This window comes from Thalassolituus alkanivorans (assembly GCF_020447205.1).
Classification (GTDB): domain Bacteria; phylum Pseudomonadota; class Gammaproteobacteria; order Pseudomonadales; family Oceanobacteraceae; genus Venatoribacter; species Venatoribacter alkanivorans.
This window is the reverse complement of the sequence record NZ_JAJAEL010000007.1, coordinates 113036-128854: the sequence shown is the minus strand read 5'-3', so window position 1 is coordinate 128854 and position 15819 is coordinate 113036. Positions and strand designations below refer to the sequence as shown.

Sequence of the window (15819 nt, the reverse complement as noted above, 5' to 3'; positions counted from 1 at the left end):
TTACAATGTCGCTACGTGGCCGGCCAGTCTAGTTTCCAGGGCGTCGGGTAGCAAGTAAACGAGGTCATATGAATACCGTCGGCAGCCGGATCAAACCGGAAATTTACCAACGCTGGCTACTGCGCCCGGCGACTCAGCGGCTGTTGGCTCTCGAAGCCGGCTGGTTGCGCGATTGGGTCAGTCAACTGCATGGTTGTCATCTTCTTTACAGTGGCATTGATGCCGAACCCCGTTTTCTGCAGCGCAGCCGCCTGCAGCACAGTTTCCGCATGGGGCTGCCGTGGGCCCGTGGAGTAGTTGATCCTCAGGGGGAAATGGCTGATGGCGCCTGGCCCTTTGCTGATGAAAGCCTGGATGTGGTGGTGTTGCAGCATTCGCTCGATATGAGCCACCGTCCGCACCAGATGATCCGGGAGGCGGCGCGAACGGTCATGCCCAACGGTTATCTGATTGTGGTTGGCTTTAACCCATACAGTTGGTGGGGAGGTATGCGTTGGCTGAGAACCTTCTCAACTGAGCTGCCGTGGCTGACTAACCCGGTCAGCGAATCCCGTCTGCGCGACTGGTTGCTGCTGCTGGATTTCCGGGTCGAGCAGGTATCTCCGGTTGCTCATGCCTGGCCTCTTAATATTATTTCTGAATCGGTCAGCCGGCGGATTGATCGGGTACTGGCTGGAACACGCTGGCTGCCAGCGAACGCCTATGTACTTGTCGCCCGCAAGACCGTAGCCGGACTGACACCCATCCGTCCGCGCCGCTGGCAGTTGGCGGAAGCCGGCTTTGGCCTGGCGGCACCGGTCGCATCAAGCGTTGCGGGCACTCAACATTGTGGAAAATAACATGACGGCGAAAGTCGAACTCTTTACCGACGGTGCCTGCAAGGGCAATCCTGGCCCGGGTGGCTGGGGGGCCTTGCTGCGCTACGGTGAGATGGAGAAAGAACTCTTTGGTGGAGAAGCCAATACCACTAATAACCGTATGGAACTGATGGCGGCGATTGAAGGGCTCAAGGCGCTGAAACGTCCGTGTCAGGTCATTCTGACCACTGACTCGCAGTATGTGATGAAGGGCATTAATGAATGGCTGGCCGGCTGGAAGAAGAAGGGCTGGCGTAATGCTGCCAAACAGCCGATTAAAAATCAGGATCTCTGGCAGCAGCTGGATGCTGAATGTCAGCGTCACCAGATCGAGTGGCGCTGGGTACGTGGTCATACCGGCCACGCAGAGAATGAACGGGCCGACCAGTTGGCCAATAAAGGCGTTGCCGGAGTAAAAGCATGAGACAGGTCGTACTGGATACTGAAACCACCGGTATTGGTGAGGGGCACCGTATCGTTGAAATCGGTTGCGTTGAGATTTTCGAGCGTAAGCTGACCGGGCGGCATTATCACGTCTATATCAATCCGCAACGTGATATTGATCCTGAAGCTGCCGCGGTACACGGTATTACCAACGAATGGCTGATTGAGCAGGGGGCCCCGGTTTTCGCTCAGGTTGCGCAAGAATTCCGCGAGTTTATTGCCGGTTCGCAGCTGGTGATCCATAACGCGGCGTTCGACGTGGGCATGATGGATGCCGAGTTCCGCCGCCTGAACTTATCCATGACCCGCGACTTCTGTGGTGTGCTCGATACGCTGAAAATGGCCCGGGATCTGCACCCAGGGGCAAGAAACAGCCTGGATGCTTTGTGTAAGCGTTATGGCATCGATAACAGTCATCGCGATTTGCACGGCGCTTTGCTGGATGCTGAGATTCTGGCGGATGTTTACCTGACCATGACCGGTGGTCAGACCGCGCTGGCATTGGCGGTTGAAGAAGAAAAAGAAGAGGAAGAAGTGGTGATCGATATCGGTGATATCGACCTGGATGCAGTTAATCAGCGTATCATCCGGGCCAGTGCTGAAGAGACTGCCGCGCATGAGAAAATGCTCGATCTGATCGATAAAAAAAGCGGCGGCGCCATCTGGCGCCGCTGATATATGCTCTGTGCTTTCCGGCTCTGAAATCTCAGAGCCAGTGGGTTACCGCGATATAGCCAACACCGGTCATCACAACGGTGTAAGGCAGAGCCATAACCACCATGCGACCATAAGACAGGCGGATCAGCGGAGCCAGGGCCGAGGTCAGCAGGAACAGGAATGCGGCCTGACCGTTAGGCGTGGCGACACTTGGCAGGTTGGTACCGGTGTTAATTGCGGTGGCCAGCAGGTCGAAGTGCTCACGGGTGATATCACCGGCCGTCAGGGCAGCTTTTACTTCCGAGATGTAGACGGTTGCCACGAAAACATTATCACTGATCATCGACAGTACGCCGTTGGCCAGGAAAAACACACCCGGCTGAGCAGCGGTTGATACGTTGTCAGTATTCAGAATCCAGGTGATGATCGGCGTGAACAGATGCTGGGCATGGATAACGCCGACGATTGAGAAAAACACCACCAGCAGTGCGGTGAAAGGCAGGGCTTCTTCAAAGGCTTTGCCCAGCTGATGTTCTTCGATAATACCGTTAAATGCGGTCAGTAATACGATTACCAGCAAACCAATCAGACCAACTTCCGCCAGATGCATAGCCAGACCAATCACCAGGAATATAGCGACCAGTCCCTGTACCCAGAGCTGAGCTACACGCTTCTGAGTCATGTGCTGCTTCTGTTCTTCATTGAAGTTTTCCAGAATGCTGCGTACATCGTCTGGTAATTTGGCGCCGTAACCGAACCAGCTCATTTTCTCCAGTAACAGACAGGTCAGCAGGCCAGCTACCAGTACAGGCATTGTGACCGGTGCCATCATGGTGAAGAATTCACCGAACTCCCAGCCGGCAACTTTGGCAATCAGCAGATTCTGCGGTTCGCCTACCAGCGTGCAGACACCGCCGAGTGCGGTACCGACGGCACCGTGCATCATCAGGCTGCGCAGAAACGCGCGGAAGCTTTCCAGATCGACACGATGCTGTTCTTTCAGCTCATCATCGTTGCCATGGTCGTGGTCGTTGTTGAAGTTCTTGCCGCTCGCGACTTTGTGATAAACGCTGTAAAAACCCACCGATACACTGATCAGAACAGCCGTTACGGTTAAAGCATCAAGGAACGCTGATAAAACCGCGGCAACGGCACAAAACAGAAAGGACAGTGCCATTTTAGAGCGGACACCAAGCAGAATCTTGGTGAATACAAACAGCAGCAGGTCCTTCATAAAGTAAATGCCCGCCACCATAAACATCAGCAGCAGAATGACCGGGAAGTTAGCCAGAGTCTCCTCATACACGATCTCAGGGCTTGCCATTCCGAGCAGGATAGACTCAATGGCGAGCAGGCCGCCGGGCTGTAACGGGTAGCATTTCAGTGCCATCGCCAGGGTGAAAATGAATTCTACGATCAGAATCCAGCCCGTGATGTAAGAACCCAGGGTGTAAAGAAAGACGATGTTCAGGGCCAGAAAGGCCAGGATCGTTTTTTTGTACCAGAGCGGGGCGTTGCCAAGAAAATTACTGACAAAAGCAGCTGACAGGGAGGACTGCATGGTGGGATTCCTTTTGATCAGGCCGAAGGGCTAAGCGCGTGGGCAATTTAATGGGTTTTCAATTATTTGCAACTCATCCTTGAAGGGAATCGTACATATTGAGCCGTTGAAACCAAAGCTGACCCCGTTTGTCTGAATTGCCAAGTGGGTTTTTGTGTACTCAGTATAGTTGAAGGGCAAGGCTTTGCGGAAAACGCTTCGCGCTTTGCTCTTATAGTCGTTAGAATCACACAGATCATAACAATGAATGACGCTAGTAATGGCTGATATATCGACAGGAAGTGAAATCACACAATTTGCCGCCTCCCTGAATCTGGTGAAGGCTGAAATTGCCAATGCATTGGATCAGGCCGCTGCGCAGCTTGATGTGTACTCGGAACATGGAAACGCCGATAACCTGCGTGCCTTTCTTGAAGAGGTGCAGCAGGTTCGGGGTACCTTCAAAATGCTGGACTTCCGGGCAGGCGAGCGTCTGTGCGAAGAACTGGCAGAAACCGGACGGGTAGTGCGCAACCAGAGTGTAGCCGAATCTACACTGGCTGCTTTTACTCAGGCCATTGTTTTTCTGAAGCGATATGTAGACTTTGTGGTCAGCGGCGACCCGGTGGCACCGAGTCTGTTGCTGCCGACGATTAATCTTGTCCGCAAAGAGCGCCACGAAAAGCCGCTGCCGGAAGCTTATTTCTTTCTGGTTAACCTGCGGCCCAAACTGGCCGTTCCGGCGGCAGAAGCCGGAGCTGCCAGTTTTCCCTATCGCCGCGCGCGTCAGCTATATCAGCTGGGGCTGATTGGTCTGATGCGGGGGAATGGGCGTCGCGGACCGTTGCAGGTAATGCTGCGGGCAGTGCGTCGTTTTGAGCGTGCCAGCCGTGGTGGAGCGGCCTGGTTGTTCTGGCATGTTGTCAGCGGTGCGCTTGATGCTTTATCGCAGGATTCATTTGAGATGACACCGCAGCGCCTGTTGCTGCTGGGCACCCTGGATCGTCAGGTGCGTAAAATTCAGGATACTGAAGGTAAGGCGTTTAACGAGAAACTGCCTGACTGGCTGCTGAAAGAATTTTTGTATCTGGTTGCTTTAGCTGAACCGGAAACGGATCTGCTGAGCCAGCTGCAGCAGGAATTCCATATTGACCGCAGCATCAAAGAAAAGCAGCTGGCTGTATCGCGGGCTAAATTATCCGGCCCTGATCAGTCAGCGCTGGAGTCATTGTCGGATGCTTTGCAGGAAGAACTGCAATCGGTAAAAGATCTGGCCGATCTGTTTGAACGTACGGACGTTAGTGAAGCTAACTTTGACGAGTTAGTTTCATCGCTGGCGCGTATTGGTGACACCCTGCAGATAGCCAACCTGGCTGAAGCGGCGGAGCGTACAGGTCATCTGTGTCAGCGTTTGCGTGCCGCGGGTCCGAAAGGTGTGCTGGCTGATATGGCCTTTATTGCCGATGAAATCATTCATATCGAACAGGCAATGCGGGCTCTGACGCATAAAGGGCTGGAAAAGGACTCTCTGGTTGACCCGGTCAGCCTCAGTGAAGCCAAGATTGCCGTATTGTCGGAATCTATGACCGCTCTGACCATGATCAAGCGCGCCATTGGAGCTTACCTTGATTCCAGTGGTGACAAGTTGCACGTACGTAATGTTGGGAAGAGCCTGATTGATGTGGCCGGCGCCATGATGTTTCTGGAAAAAGAGCCGGTATACAACATGCTGCTTGATCTGGATACCTTTGTAACCAAACAGGTTCTGGAAGAAGATCTGCCGCCGTCAGAAGCCAAAATGGAGGCTTTTGCTGACGCAATTACCGCCATTGAATACTTCCTTGACTCCCTTAATGGGCAGTCTGCCGGAGCGGAAGAAGCGTTGCAGCTGGCCAGAGAAAGTATTGCGCATCTGAGGAAATAACATGCTGCAGGGAAGCCTGACGGGCTTTACGCTCGTCTTTCTTTTGGTCGCGCTGGCGGTCATTGTTGTGCTGTGGTGGGGGCGTGATTGGTTCATTCAGTGGCTTAAGGGGACTGTTGGTCTGGTCCTGCTGGTCAGCAGCATTGTCGCCGTGTTTATGCTGGTTGATATCTGGAGTTACAAGCAGCTGCTCAAAGAAGAGCCGCTGGTCAGTGTCAGTGTTTATCAGCTGGATGATCAGGTGTTCGATCTGACTCTGGTCGATACTGATAACCATGAACGCCGGTTTAAAATTCTGGGTGATCAGTGGCAGCTGGATGTTCGCTTGCTGGTCTGGAATGGGCCTTTTGCTGCGCTGGGCGCGACACCTCTGTATCGCCTTGACCGTTTATCCGGACGCTACCTCTCTCTGGAACAGGAGCGTACAGCAGAGCGAAGTGTCTACAGTCTGGCTGAGTCACGCTGGTTTGATCTCTGGGATTCCCTGCGTCATCACAAACTCTGGCTGGATGCTCAGTTTGGCAGTGCGGTTTATATGCCATTGGTAAATGGCGCTGTTTATTCTGTGCAGTTGAGCCCCAAGGGGTTGATTGCGCGGCCACTGAATGACGTGGCGGAGCAGGCTCTGCAGGGTGAGTGGTAACAGTGTCTGAACCGCAGGCATAAAAAAAGCGACCATTCGGTCGCTTTTTTTATGCTGTCAGCAATTAAGCAGGGAAGAATTCGCCCAGCTTGGTTGCCAGCATCATGTCGCCTTCAACGCGCAGTTGACCAGACATGAAAGCCTGCATGCCGTCAGTCTCACCAGAAGCGATACCTGCGAAGGTTTCGGTGTTCATGATCAGAGTAACGTTAGCGTCATCGTTTGCACCTTCAGCAACAGCACAAGTGCCATCTTTAACGATCAGGTGATAGGTTTCGCCATCTTCGATGTTGAATTGGAAGATCAGGTCAACACCGGCAGCAGCCGCGGCGTTGAACTTGCTGTTCATGGTTTCGATGATTTCTGCAACAGATGCCATAACGGTTTCCTTATTATTGCTACAAAAGACAGGAGATCTGCTGATGGGTGATGCGCATATCAGCATCCTGTCAGGACTTTGTCTTGCGTCAGACCGCACAACTCTATGGGCTGGCAATGCGGGTGTCAACGAAAAATCATACGATTGTTTGAAACGCACAAAGTGCGCTTACTTGTACGCGCCTGCCATTCAGTTATGCTTGCGGACTATTTTAAATTCATTAAGGAACAAAGCGTGGAATTCCTGGCAGAGTACGGAGCTTTTCTGTTGAAGGCGGTCACCGTTGTGGTGGCCATTCTGGTGGTCGTTGGGGGCGTGGTTTCTATCGGCATGCGTAACCGCCGTTCAGAGGACGGCGAGCTGGTTGTGAAGAAGCTTAATGATGAGCTCGATAACCACAAAGAAGATCTTGAGTATGCGCTGTATTCGAAAGAAGAGCTGAAAGCGCTGGAAAAAGACAAGAAGAAAGAAGAAAAAGCCAAAGAAAAAGCGGAAAAGAAACGTATTAAAGACGGTATCGAAAATACCGAAAAGCGCAAGCGCGTGTATGTGCTCGACTTTGATGGCGATATTCAGGCCAGCCAGGTTGAGCTGCTGCGCCAGGAGATTACTGCGGTACTGACCATGGCGACCGGCGATGATGAGATCGTTGTTCGTCTGGAAAGTGGCGGTGGCATGGTGCATACCTACGGCCTTGGAGCTTCGCAGCTCAAGCGTATCCGTGACCGTGGTATCCCGCTGACGGTCTGTGTCGATAAAGTGGCTGCCAGTGGTGGCTATATGATGGCTTGTCTGGCCAACCGTATCATTGCTGCGCCCTTTGCTATTGTTGGTTCTATTGGTGTGGTAGCGCAGTTGCCTAACTTCAACCGTTTGCTGAAAAAGCACGATGTTGATTACGAGCTGTTCACCGCCGGTGAATACAAGCGTACGGTGACCATGTTTGGCCATAACTCAGCAAAAGCCAAAGATAAGTTCCAGTCTGACCTGGAAGATACCCATGAACTGTTCAAACAGCATGTGAAGCACAGCCGTCCACGCATCGATATCGAGGCCGTGGCTACCGGAGATATCTGGTATGGCCAGCAGGCCTTGGATCATCGTCTGATTGATGATGTCGGCACCAGCGATGATTATCTTGTGGCGGCCTGCGCTAATTCTGATGTTTACAGCGTGCGCTATGAATACAAAAAGTCTCTGCAGGAAAAGCTGGGACTGGCGGTACAGAAGGGTGCAGAGGGCGCCTTTACCCGTCTGCTGACCCTGCTGAACAAACAGCAGCAAAGCAAAGGCTGATACTGATAAAAAATAAGGAGTAACTATGACTTTTCTCGCATACCGGGTAGAAGAAACCGAACAGGGCATGAAGGCCGCCTGGCAGACTCTGAGCGATGACGATCTGCCCGCAGGGGATGTGCTGATTGACGTGGCTTACTCCTCGGTCAATTACAAAGACGCACTGTCCGCCAGTGGTAATAAAGGTGTAACCCGTGCTTACCCGCATACGCCGGGTATTGATGTTGCCGGCACTGTGCTGGCCAGTAACGACCCGCAGTTCAAAACCGGTGACGAAGTCGTCGTCTTCGGTTACGACCTGGGCATGAATACCGCCGGTGGTTTTGGCCAGCACGTTCGTGTGCCGGCCGGCTGGGTGCTGCATAAACCGCAGACACTGAACATGGCGGAAAGTATGGCCTGGGGTACTGCTGGTTTTACGGCCGCCCTGAGCCTGCAAAAGCTGGAGCGTGCCGGTATTCGCCCGGATGCAGGCCCTGTGGTCGTGACCGGTGCCACCGGTGGTGTGGGTTCGGTGGCGGTGGCATTGCTCGCCGCTCAGGGTTACGAGGTTGTGGCGCTGTCTGGTAAGCCTGAGCAGGAAGCCTTTCTCAAAGGTCTGGGAGCAAGCAGGGTCATCGGCCGCGATGAGGTGCTGGCACTGAAGGGCAAGGCGATGGCCAAGCCTTTGTATCAGGCCGCCATTGATACCGTTGGTGGTGATCTGGTCTCTGCACTGATCCCGCAGATCCAGCCGGAAGGCGCGGTGACGACCTGTGGCATGATTGCCGGCGTCAAAATCGAAGCCAGTGTATTTCCGTTTATTTTGCGCGGCGTCAGCCTGCTGGGTGTGGACTCGGTTGAAATCCCGCTGGCCGATAAGCAGGCGGTACTGAATAAGGTGGCTTCTGCCTGGCGTCTGCCGCAGCTCGAAGAGATGACCACCGAGATTGGTCGTGCAGAATTACCTGCGGTACTGGCAGCCATTCTGGCGGGCCAGGGCGTTGGTCGTTACCGGGTGAACCTGAAGCGCGATTGATTTTCTGTTAGCTGACAAGCCCCGCCATGCGGGGCTTTTTTGTGCCTGCGTTTTAGTGTTCAGTTTTTAGCTTTTCTTGCTGCCATTATCTGGCAGTATGGCGTTTTTACCGGCCGGAAATCGTATGAGCCGTTCTCAACGTTTGCTCGATCTTATCCAGTTGCTGCGCAGCTACCGCTTTCCTGTGTCCGGAGCTGAGCTGGCGGAGCGGCTGGGCATCTCATTGCGTACTCTTTATCGCGATATCGCCACGCTGCAGCAGCAGGGGGCGAATATTGAGGGAGAAGCCGGAGTTGGCTATATGCTCAGGCCCGGTTTTATGTTGCCGCCGCTGATGTTCAGTGAAGAAGAACTGGAAGCACTGGTTCTGGGAATGCGCTGGGTCGCGGGCCGTACCGACAGACAGATGGCGGTTGCTGCCAGCAGTGCACTGAGCCGGATTGCAGCGGTATTGCCACAGGATTTACGCGATGCTCTGGATGCCAATGCGCTGCTGGTCGGGCCTGCGGCTGAGCGTATGGAAGACAGTGTCGATGTTGCCACCCTGCGTCGGGCTATCCGCAGCGGACATAAAGTGAATATCGATTATCGCGATCAGAACGGCCAGCAGTCGCAGCGGCTGATCTGGCCTTTTGCGCTGGGATATTTTGATCGTGTACGGGTGCTGGTTGCCTGGTGTGAAGTGCGCGGGGATTTTCGCCATTTCCGTACCGACCGGGTTCTGGCGCTGACGCCACTGGAAGAGCGCTACCCGCGCCGGCGTCAGCAGTTGCTGGCGGAATGGCGCAGGGTCACTGGGGTGCCTGCACAGGCAATTCACACTGCTGACAAAAACTGACAGCAGGCTTTTATATTCTGTACGGACCGGGGCAGGAGCCCCGGATTATTTAACACCGCACAGGAATATCCTTATGTTAAACCCGAACCTTGTCATTCTTTACGTTAATGATGCCCGTCGCAGCACCGATTTTTACACCGGGCTGCTTGATTGTGTACCGGTTGAAGCCACGGAACATTTTGCTCTGTTTGCCCTGAACCCGGCATTTCGTTTCGGTGTCTGGTCGCGCAGTGACGTACAGCCGAAAGTAAGCGGCACACAGCTTTCAGGGGGCGGAGAAATAGCCATTCCGGTGGCCGATGCTGCTCAGGTGGATGCACTGTATGCCGATTGGTCTGCGCGGCAGATTGCGGTGGCACAGGCGCCGGTCATGATGGAATTTGGTTATACCTTTACCGTGCTGGACCCGGATGGCCACCGTCTGCGCATCTATGCACCGTCAGGCGCGAACTGATTAACAGGCCCTAATCCCGGCGCAGTTTATCGCTGACAGCAATGGGATTGGGCAGACTGAACACCACGATGTAGCTTGAAATAACAAAGGTCAGAATGGCCGTTGCCTGAATCAGCAATGAGCCCTGTTCACTGAGCAGGGCACTTTGCACGGCGACAAAGCCGATCAGCAGCGAAAACTCACTGATCTGGCCGAGGCGCAGGCCAACGTCCCAGGCAAGTTCGCGGCGCTCACTGAAGCGCCCCAGCAACAGCCTGAAACTCACCGGTTTCAGTACCAGTACCAACAGGGCCAGCAGACTTGCCGGCAGGGCCACATCGGCCAGTAACTGCAGATTGAAGCGCGCGCCCAAAGCAAAGAAAAACATCACCAGAAAGAAATCCCGCAACGGCTTCAGGCTGATAGCAATAAACTGCGCTATCGGACTGGTGGCGAGGGTAACGCCGGCGATAAAAGCACCAATTTCATGGGTCAGGCCAACCAGTTTGGCACCTTCTGCCACAGCCAGGCACCAGCCGATGGCCAGAATAAACAGGTATTCGTGGTAGCGGTCGAAACGCACTATCAATGGCAGCAGAACGCCTTTAACCAGAAGGTAGCAGGCGGCAGCAAGCAGAGGCAGCGCAACAAAGGGCTGCCAGACCGGCATACTGCTACCGCCTTCGAGCACGCCGAGCAGAATCAATACCAGAATGGCCAGCATGTCCTGAATCAGCAGCAGGCCGATCATCAGCTCGCCGATGTGCTTATGGTGCAGAACCGTGGTGGGCAGCAGTTTAAGGCCGATAATGGTGCTGGAAAACATCATCGCCAGACCGATGATGATGCTGTCCATGCTGCTGAACCCAAAGGCCTGAGTCAGGCCAAAGCCCGCCGCAAAAAACACCAGCGAACTGGCCAGTGCCACCAGCATCGCTTTACGCAACATCGCCAGCAGAGCAGATGGCTGCATATCCAGACCCAGCAGAAACAGCAGAAAAATAATGCCGATATCGGCCATGTCGGCCAGTTCATCCGGGTGTTCAATCCAGCCCATGCCAAAAGGGCCAACGATGGCGCCGAGGGCAATATAAGCAATCAGTAATGGCTGGCGGGTAAAGAGTGCAAAGGTTGCCAGTACCAGGGCGCCGGCAAAGACGAGAAAAAACGAAAAAACGATATCTTGTGGCATGAAAAATCCCCGGGTTCAGCCATAAGGGTAAGGCAGGGGGCGGGGATGTGCCATGCCCCCGGCGCAGAATCTGACATTGTCAGCACTGCGCGGGGGCCGGAAAGAACTAGCGGCGACGGAACAGCGGGCGCTGATCGTTAACGTCGTTCTGATAGCAGACGGTGAAGGTCGCGAACGCAGCCAGAGCGTCGTTCAGATCCTGATCGTCACGCAGTGCAAAGCTGTTGAAGCCACAGCGGTTCATAAAGAACAGCTGGTCGATCAGTACGTCACCGACAGAACGCAGTTCGCCTTTAAAACCATGACGTTCACGCAGCAGGCGGGCGGTGCTGTAACCACGGCCGTCGCTGAATTTCGGGAAGTTCACGGCAATCAGTACAAACTGACGGCAATCATCGCCAATCAGGTCGGCGGTTTCATCACTGTTCAGCAGCAGGCCGATTTTACCGGCCTGGGCCAGCGGCAGCAGGGCAGCAGCGTTTTCCTGCCAGCGCTTGAGGCTGATGATGCCGTAGTCAGCGATGATGGCATCGTCTTCGATCAGGTGCCATTCGTCGTTGCTGACGAGCTGGCCTTGTTTAATGAGCTGGGCCATAGATCGCCTCCTTGAATGGGTCATGACCGATACGACGGTAGGTTTCGAGGAAGGTTTCACCTTCGCTGCGCTTGGCGACATAGAAGTCGAGAATCTTGGCGATGATGTCCGGCATCTGATCGCGGGCGAAAGATGGCCCAAGGATCTTGCCCAGTGACGTATCTTCACCGGCGTTGCCGCCGAGAGAGATCTGATAGAACTCTTCGCCTTTCTTATCGACACCCAGTACGCCGATATTACCAACGTGGTGGTGACCACAGGCGTTCATACAACCGGAAATGTTCAGGTCGATTTCACCCAGATCGTGCAGATAATCCAGATCATCGAAGCGCAGCTGAATGGCTTCGGCAACCGGAATGGACTTGGCGTTGGCCAGGGCGCAGAAATCGCCGCCCGGACAGCAGATCATATCGGTCAGCAGGCCCAGAGTCGGCGTGGCCAGACCCAGCGCTTTGGCTTCCTGCCACAGGGCAAACAGTTCACTCTGTTCGACATCGGCCAGTACCAGATTCTGCTGGTGCGTAGAGCGGATTTCACCAAAGCTGTATTTGTCGGCCAGCATGGCGATCTGATCCATCTGCTCTGCCGTTACATCACCCGGTGGTGTGCCTTTCTGCTTCAGCGTCAGGGTCACGATGGCGTAACCGGCCTGCTTGTGGGCGCGCACGTTGCGCTGCAGCCAGCGGGCAAAGGCGGCATTTTCAGCGCGGGCTGAGGTCAGCTCGGCGGGTTCATCGCTCAGTGTTTTGTACGCCGGGTCGGTGAAGTGTTTTTTCACGCGTTCCAGCTCGGCAGCAGTCAGTTTGCTGTCACCGTTTTTAATGCGTTCCCACTCGGCTTCAACCAGCTCAGCCATACGCTCAACACCCAGTGCTTTCACCAGAATCTTGATACGGGCTTTGTACTTGTTATCGCGGCGACCAAACTGGTTGTACACACGGATAACAGCATCGAGATAGGTCAGCAGGTCTTCTTCCGGCAGGAAGCTGCGGATTTCTTCACCCACGATCGGCGTACGGCCGAGGCCACCACCGACCAGAATGCGATAGCCGATCTGGCCTTCGGCATTGCGGATGATGTTCACGCCAATGTCGTGCACCTGAATGGCAGCACGGTCGGCACCGGGCACCGCGTTCACGGCAATTTTGAACTTACGCGGCAGGAAGGCGAATTCCGGGTGGAAGGTCGACCACTGACGGATGATTTCGCAGTACGGACGCGGATCAACGGTTTCTTCCGCAATGACCCCGGCGTATTCGTCGGTGGTGGTGTTACGGATACAGTTACCACTGGTCTGCACAGCGTGCATCTGAACTTCAGCCAGATCGGCCAGAATCTGTGGGCATTGTTCCAGTTTCGGCCAGTTGAACTGTACGTTCTGACGGGTCGAGAAGTGGGCATAGCCTTTGTCATATTCACGTGCGACACGCGCCAGGGCACGCATCTGAGCTGAGTTCATCTGACCGTAAGGCACAGCAACCCGCAGCATAGGCGCGTAGCGCTGCACGTAAATGCCATTTTGCAGACGCAGTGGCAGGAACTCGTCATCGGCGATCTTGCCGGCGAGATAGCGCTCCATTTGCCCCTTAAACTGGGCGACGCGCTCATTCAGCAGTTGCTGATCGTACTCATCGTATACGTACATAAAAAACCGGTTGCTAACCTGTGGTTATTAGAAAAGTCGTTATGGCGGCGAACGATAGCAGAGCTTGTATATTCTTAAAATTAATATTTATCTATATACAAATAACCGTTTGATCTAGCAGCGATCAGCTGGCTGCGGCATTCCGGCGCCATATTTTTCAGCGCGCTATCAGTGGCTGACACTGCCGCCGCGGGCATTGCCCAGTGCCTGCTCCAGGGCCTGCGGCAGATCGGTAAAGACACCGTCGACACCGGCCTGCAGCAGGCGCTGGGCGGTGTCGGCATCATTCACGGTAAACACCAGCATATGGTAGCCCGCTTCACGGATGGCTCTCACCTGTGCGGCATCGAAAAATTCTTTGGCGAAATGCAGTCCGGCGCAGTCGGCTTCTTCCAGGCGATGCTGCCAGTCGGCCGGAATGGCTTCGACGTTCAGCGCGCGGGTGATGTGGGGCATATGCCGGCGTGCAGACTGTAGTGCGTGGATGCTGAAGCTGCTGAGCAGCAGTGGCTGCTCAAAGTGAACCTGCTGTAAGGCTTTATGAATGGCCCAGACGGTTTCCGGCTCGCGCCCGATGGTCGGTTTGATCTCGAGGTTGAGTCCCAGCTCCAGATGATTGGCCAGCACCAGCAATTCCGACAAAGTCAGGATCTGTTCGCCACGATACTGCTCAGCAAACCAGCTACCTACATCGAGCTGCTTCAGCTCAGCCAGACGCTTCTGAATCACCAGTCCGTCACCGTCTGAGCAGCGTTTAAGATCGGCGTCGTGGTGAATAACGGCAATACCATCGGCAGAAATGGTGACATCAACCTCGGCCCAGCGTGCTCCCTGGCGGGCCGCCAGCTCAATGGCTGCGCGGGTATTTTCCGGCGCATGGCCGCTGGCTCCGCGATGGGCAATAACCGGGCTTATCTCTTCGTAGGCATCAGGGCTGGAAAAAGGAATCATGGTAGGCATGGCTGGACTCGGTGTGATTGATCCGGAGTTGATGATCGTTAAATAGAAATATGAGCCCAGCGGCGGGAGCGCCAGATCAGGCCATAAATCAGCGACAACGTAATACGTTGGCCGCCCTGAAGCAACCAGATTCCCAACAGACCGAAGCCCGCGACAGGCCCTGCCAGGAAGGCCAGCGGCAGCAGTATGCCCCATTGCATCAGCAGGTTAATGTGCATCACCTGACGGCTGGCGCCAGCGCCCAGCAGTGCCTGGGTCAGCACCATGGCGGTGACTTCAAATACGATATTGATGCCGGTGATGCGCAGCGGCCAGAGTCCCAGCTCAATCAGGTGCTGCTCCGGAGTAAACAAACGCAGCACCAGCTCGGGGAATAGCCACAACGGCAGACCGAGCAGGGCCATCATCAGCATGGCCACCCGTACCACCTCCCAGCCCCAGCGGTAAGCGTCATCGCAGTCACCACGTCCCAGCGCATGACCAACCAGACTGGTGGAGGCAATGCCGAGCCCCACGGCTGGCAGAATCAGCAGCAGCGCGAGGCTGATCAGAATATGGCCGATGGCCTGCTCCTGGGTGCCGACCTGGCCGATGATCCAGAACAGCACACTGACACCAAGGGCGAACAGTGTTTGCTGGGTCGAGTTGGGCAGGGCAAGGCGCATCACGCTCATAATGGTGCCGCGGCGGGTGCGGTTATGGCCATGGAAGCGCTGACGGTGGCGGGTAAAGGTCTGCCAGAAATACAGCGCACAACCAAAGAACAGGGCGATGGTGGTACCGATGCCGGAACCGACGGCGCCCAGTCCCTGCCAGCTGCCAATACCAAAAATCAGCAGATAGCTGACGCCGACGTTCACCAAATGCATCACCAGCAGTGTCTGCAGATAGGTTTTGCCTTCTCCTATGCCGTTCCAGAAACCACGGAAGACAAAGTTCATGCCGACGGCAACGGTGGCCAATGTGCGCCATTCAAAATAAGGCACTGCAATATCAAGGACTTGCTGGTCGGAATTAAAGAGCGGAATCAGGTAGGGCGCGATCAGAACAAACAGCAGCGTAAGCGGCAGGCTGATGGCGAGGGCGAGGATAAGACCGGCGATTAAGGGTTCGAACAGGCGCTCATGTTCACCGGCGCCGAAGCGTCTGGCGACCAGGGCCTGCACGCCGGCAGATAAACCCATCACCATCGACACGGTAATAAAGGTGGCATAACCGCCGACACCAACACCGGCGAGAGCGGCATCGCCGAGGCGCCCGACCATGGCCGCATCTACCAGATTGATCAGGCTCTGTGACAGCATACCGCCGATAATCGGCACGCCGATGGTGAGGATGCGCAGCAGCCGCTGCGGTTCAATCCGCAGCAGGCTGCTTAACGGCTGCAGCCAGTTCACA

General features: G+C 54.9%; 16 protein-coding genes. 9 read left to right on the top strand and 7 right to left on the bottom strand.

What is annotated here, in order from left to right; genetic code table 11:
• Positions 1 to 68 precede the first annotated feature (68 nt).
• From LGT44_RS05255 to dnaQ, 3 genes are read left to right on the top strand one after another with little or no spacing between them, the layout of a single operon-like run.
• Positions 69 to 839 carry a class I SAM-dependent methyltransferase gene (locus LGT44_RS05255; protein WP_230332288.1) on the top strand — a complete coding sequence of 257 codons (771 nt, stop codon included), beginning with the start codon at positions 69 to 71 and terminating at the stop codon, positions 837 to 839.
• Between the two features lies 1 nt (position 840).
• The gene (gene rnhA / locus LGT44_RS05250) at positions 841 to 1281 is read left to right on the top strand and encodes a ribonuclease HI (RefSeq protein WP_230332287.1); all 441 of its coding nucleotides are present in this window, start codon (positions 841 to 843) and stop codon (positions 1279 to 1281) included.
• On the top strand, positions 1278 to 1976 hold the full coding sequence (gene dnaQ, locus LGT44_RS05245; RefSeq protein ID WP_145468534.1) for a DNA polymerase III subunit epsilon: 699 nt from the start codon (positions 1278 to 1280) through the stop codon (positions 1974 to 1976). Before rnhA ends, dnaQ begins: the two co-directional genes overlap by 4 nt.
• A 31-nt stretch (positions 1977 to 2007) precedes the next feature.
• Here the strand turns inward: dnaQ and nhaB are convergent, their stop codons facing one another.
• A complete protein-coding gene (gene nhaB / locus LGT44_RS05240; RefSeq protein ID WP_145468536.1) occupies positions 2008 to 3519 on the bottom strand; it encodes a sodium/proton antiporter NhaB in 1512 nt (503 codons plus the stop codon).
• A gap of 259 nt (positions 3520 to 3778) precedes the next feature.
• On the opposite strand from nhaB, the gene LGT44_RS05235 reads away from it, so the two are divergent.
• Together LGT44_RS05235 and LGT44_RS05230 are read left to right on the top strand one after the other, a co-directional pair.
• Positions 3779 to 5422 (top strand): hypothetical protein, encoded by a 1644-nt coding sequence (locus LGT44_RS05235; protein WP_145468538.1) that lies wholly within the window; start codon positions 3779 to 3781, stop codon positions 5420 to 5422.
• A 1-nt stretch (position 5423) separates the two neighbouring features.
• A complete protein-coding gene (locus tag LGT44_RS05230) occupies positions 5424 to 6065 on the top strand; it encodes a cation/multidrug efflux pump (protein WP_145468540.1) in 642 nt (213 codons plus the stop codon).
• 64 nt (positions 6066 to 6129) lie between these two features.
• On the opposite strand, the gene LGT44_RS05225 is transcribed toward LGT44_RS05230, so the two are convergent.
• The gene (locus tag LGT44_RS05225) at positions 6130 to 6444 is read right to left on the bottom strand and encodes an SCP2 sterol-binding domain-containing protein (protein WP_145468542.1); all 315 of its coding nucleotides are present in this window, start codon (positions 6442 to 6444) and stop codon (positions 6130 to 6132) included.
• Between the two features lie 234 nt (positions 6445 to 6678).
• On the opposite strand from LGT44_RS05225, the gene sohB reads away from it, so the two are divergent.
• From sohB to LGT44_RS05205, 4 genes are all read left to right on the top strand, one after another.
• Entirely contained in the window at positions 6679 to 7740 is a 1062-nt protein-coding gene (gene sohB / locus LGT44_RS05220; protein WP_225692651.1) for a protease SohB, read from the top strand.
• A 25-nt stretch (positions 7741 to 7765) separates the two neighbouring features.
• Positions 7766 to 8758, top strand: coding sequence for a YhdH/YhfP family quinone oxidoreductase (locus LGT44_RS05215; protein ID WP_230332286.1), 993 nt, complete (start codon positions 7766 to 7768; stop codon positions 8756 to 8758).
• 124 nt (positions 8759 to 8882) lie between these two features.
• A complete protein-coding gene (locus tag LGT44_RS05210; protein ID WP_230332285.1) occupies positions 8883 to 9596 on the top strand; it encodes a helix-turn-helix transcriptional regulator in 714 nt (237 codons plus the stop codon).
• A 73-nt stretch (positions 9597 to 9669) separates the two neighbouring features.
• Complete coding sequence (locus LGT44_RS05205) at positions 9670 to 10050, top strand: VOC family protein (RefSeq protein ID WP_145468550.1); 381 nt, start codon at positions 9670 to 9672, stop codon at positions 10048 to 10050.
• A 10-nt stretch (positions 10051 to 10060) separates the two neighbouring features.
• Here LGT44_RS05205 and LGT44_RS05200 read toward each other — a convergent pair whose 3' ends face one another.
• The 5 genes from LGT44_RS05200 to LGT44_RS05180 all read right to left on the bottom strand — a co-directional run bounded on the left by LGT44_RS05200 (position 10061) and on the right by LGT44_RS05180 (position 15818).
• Positions 10061 to 11221 carry a cation:proton antiporter domain-containing protein gene (locus LGT44_RS05200; protein ID WP_230332284.1) on the bottom strand — a complete coding sequence of 387 codons (1161 nt, stop codon included), beginning with the start codon at positions 11219 to 11221 and terminating at the stop codon, positions 10061 to 10063.
• A gap of 106 nt (positions 11222 to 11327) precedes the next feature.
• Positions 11328 to 11816, bottom strand: a complete 489-nt coding sequence (locus LGT44_RS05195) for a DUF934 domain-containing protein (RefSeq protein ID WP_145468554.1) — start codon at positions 11814 to 11816, stop codon at positions 11328 to 11330.
• Complete coding sequence (locus LGT44_RS05190; protein ID WP_145468556.1) at positions 11800 to 13461, bottom strand: nitrite/sulfite reductase; 1662 nt, start codon at positions 13459 to 13461, stop codon at positions 11800 to 11802. Before LGT44_RS05190 ends, LGT44_RS05195 begins: the two co-directional genes overlap by 17 nt.
• Positions 13462 to 13629: 168 nt before the next feature.
• Positions 13630 to 14421 carry a glycerophosphodiester phosphodiesterase family protein gene (locus LGT44_RS05185; RefSeq protein WP_230332283.1) on the bottom strand — a complete coding sequence of 264 codons (792 nt, stop codon included), beginning with the start codon at positions 14419 to 14421 and terminating at the stop codon, positions 13630 to 13632.
• Between the two features lie 38 nt (positions 14422 to 14459).
• Positions 14460 to 15818 (bottom strand): MATE family efflux transporter, encoded by a 1359-nt coding sequence (locus LGT44_RS05180; RefSeq protein WP_230332282.1) that lies wholly within the window; start codon positions 15816 to 15818, stop codon positions 14460 to 14462.
• Position 15819 lies beyond the last annotated feature (1 nt).

Coding starts and splice junctions, on each gene's coding strand:
- LGT44_RS05205 (WP_145468550.1), top strand. CDS start 9,670: ATGTTAAACCCGAACCTTGTCATTCTTTACGTTAATGATGCCCGTCGC.
- LGT44_RS05230 (WP_145468540.1), top strand. CDS start 5,424: ATGCTGCAGGGAAGCCTGACGGGCTTTACGCTCGTCTTTCTTTTGGTC.
- LGT44_RS05255 (WP_230332288.1), top strand. CDS start 69: ATGAATACCGTCGGCAGCCGGATCAAACCGGAAATTTACCAACGCTGG.
- LGT44_RS05190 (WP_145468556.1), bottom strand. CDS start 13,461: ATGTACGTATACGATGAGTACGATCAGCAACTGCTGAATGAGCGCGTC.
- LGT44_RS05225 (WP_145468542.1), bottom strand. CDS start 6,444: ATGGCATCTGTTGCAGAAATCATCGAAACCATGAACAGCAAGTTCAAC.
- LGT44_RS05195 (WP_145468554.1), bottom strand. CDS start 11,816: ATGGCCCAGCTCATTAAACAAGGCCAGCTCGTCAGCAACGACGAATGG.
- LGT44_RS05235 (WP_145468538.1), top strand. CDS start 3,779: ATGGCTGATATATCGACAGGAAGTGAAATCACACAATTTGCCGCCTCC.
- dnaQ (WP_145468534.1), top strand. CDS start 1,278: ATGAGACAGGTCGTACTGGATACTGAAACCACCGGTATTGGTGAGGGG.
- LGT44_RS05200 (WP_230332284.1), bottom strand. CDS start 11,221: ATGCCACAAGATATCGTTTTTTCGTTTTTTCTCGTCTTTGCCGGCGCC.
- rnhA (WP_230332287.1), top strand. CDS start 841: ATGACGGCGAAAGTCGAACTCTTTACCGACGGTGCCTGCAAGGGCAAT.
- LGT44_RS05210 (WP_230332285.1), top strand. CDS start 8,883: ATGAGCCGTTCTCAACGTTTGCTCGATCTTATCCAGTTGCTGCGCAGC.
- nhaB (WP_145468536.1), bottom strand. CDS start 3,519: ATGCAGTCCTCCCTGTCAGCTGCTTTTGTCAGTAATTTTCTTGGCAAC.
- LGT44_RS05185 (WP_230332283.1), bottom strand. CDS start 14,421: ATGCCTACCATGATTCCTTTTTCCAGCCCTGATGCCTACGAAGAGATA.
- LGT44_RS05215 (WP_230332286.1), top strand. CDS start 7,766: ATGACTTTTCTCGCATACCGGGTAGAAGAAACCGAACAGGGCATGAAG.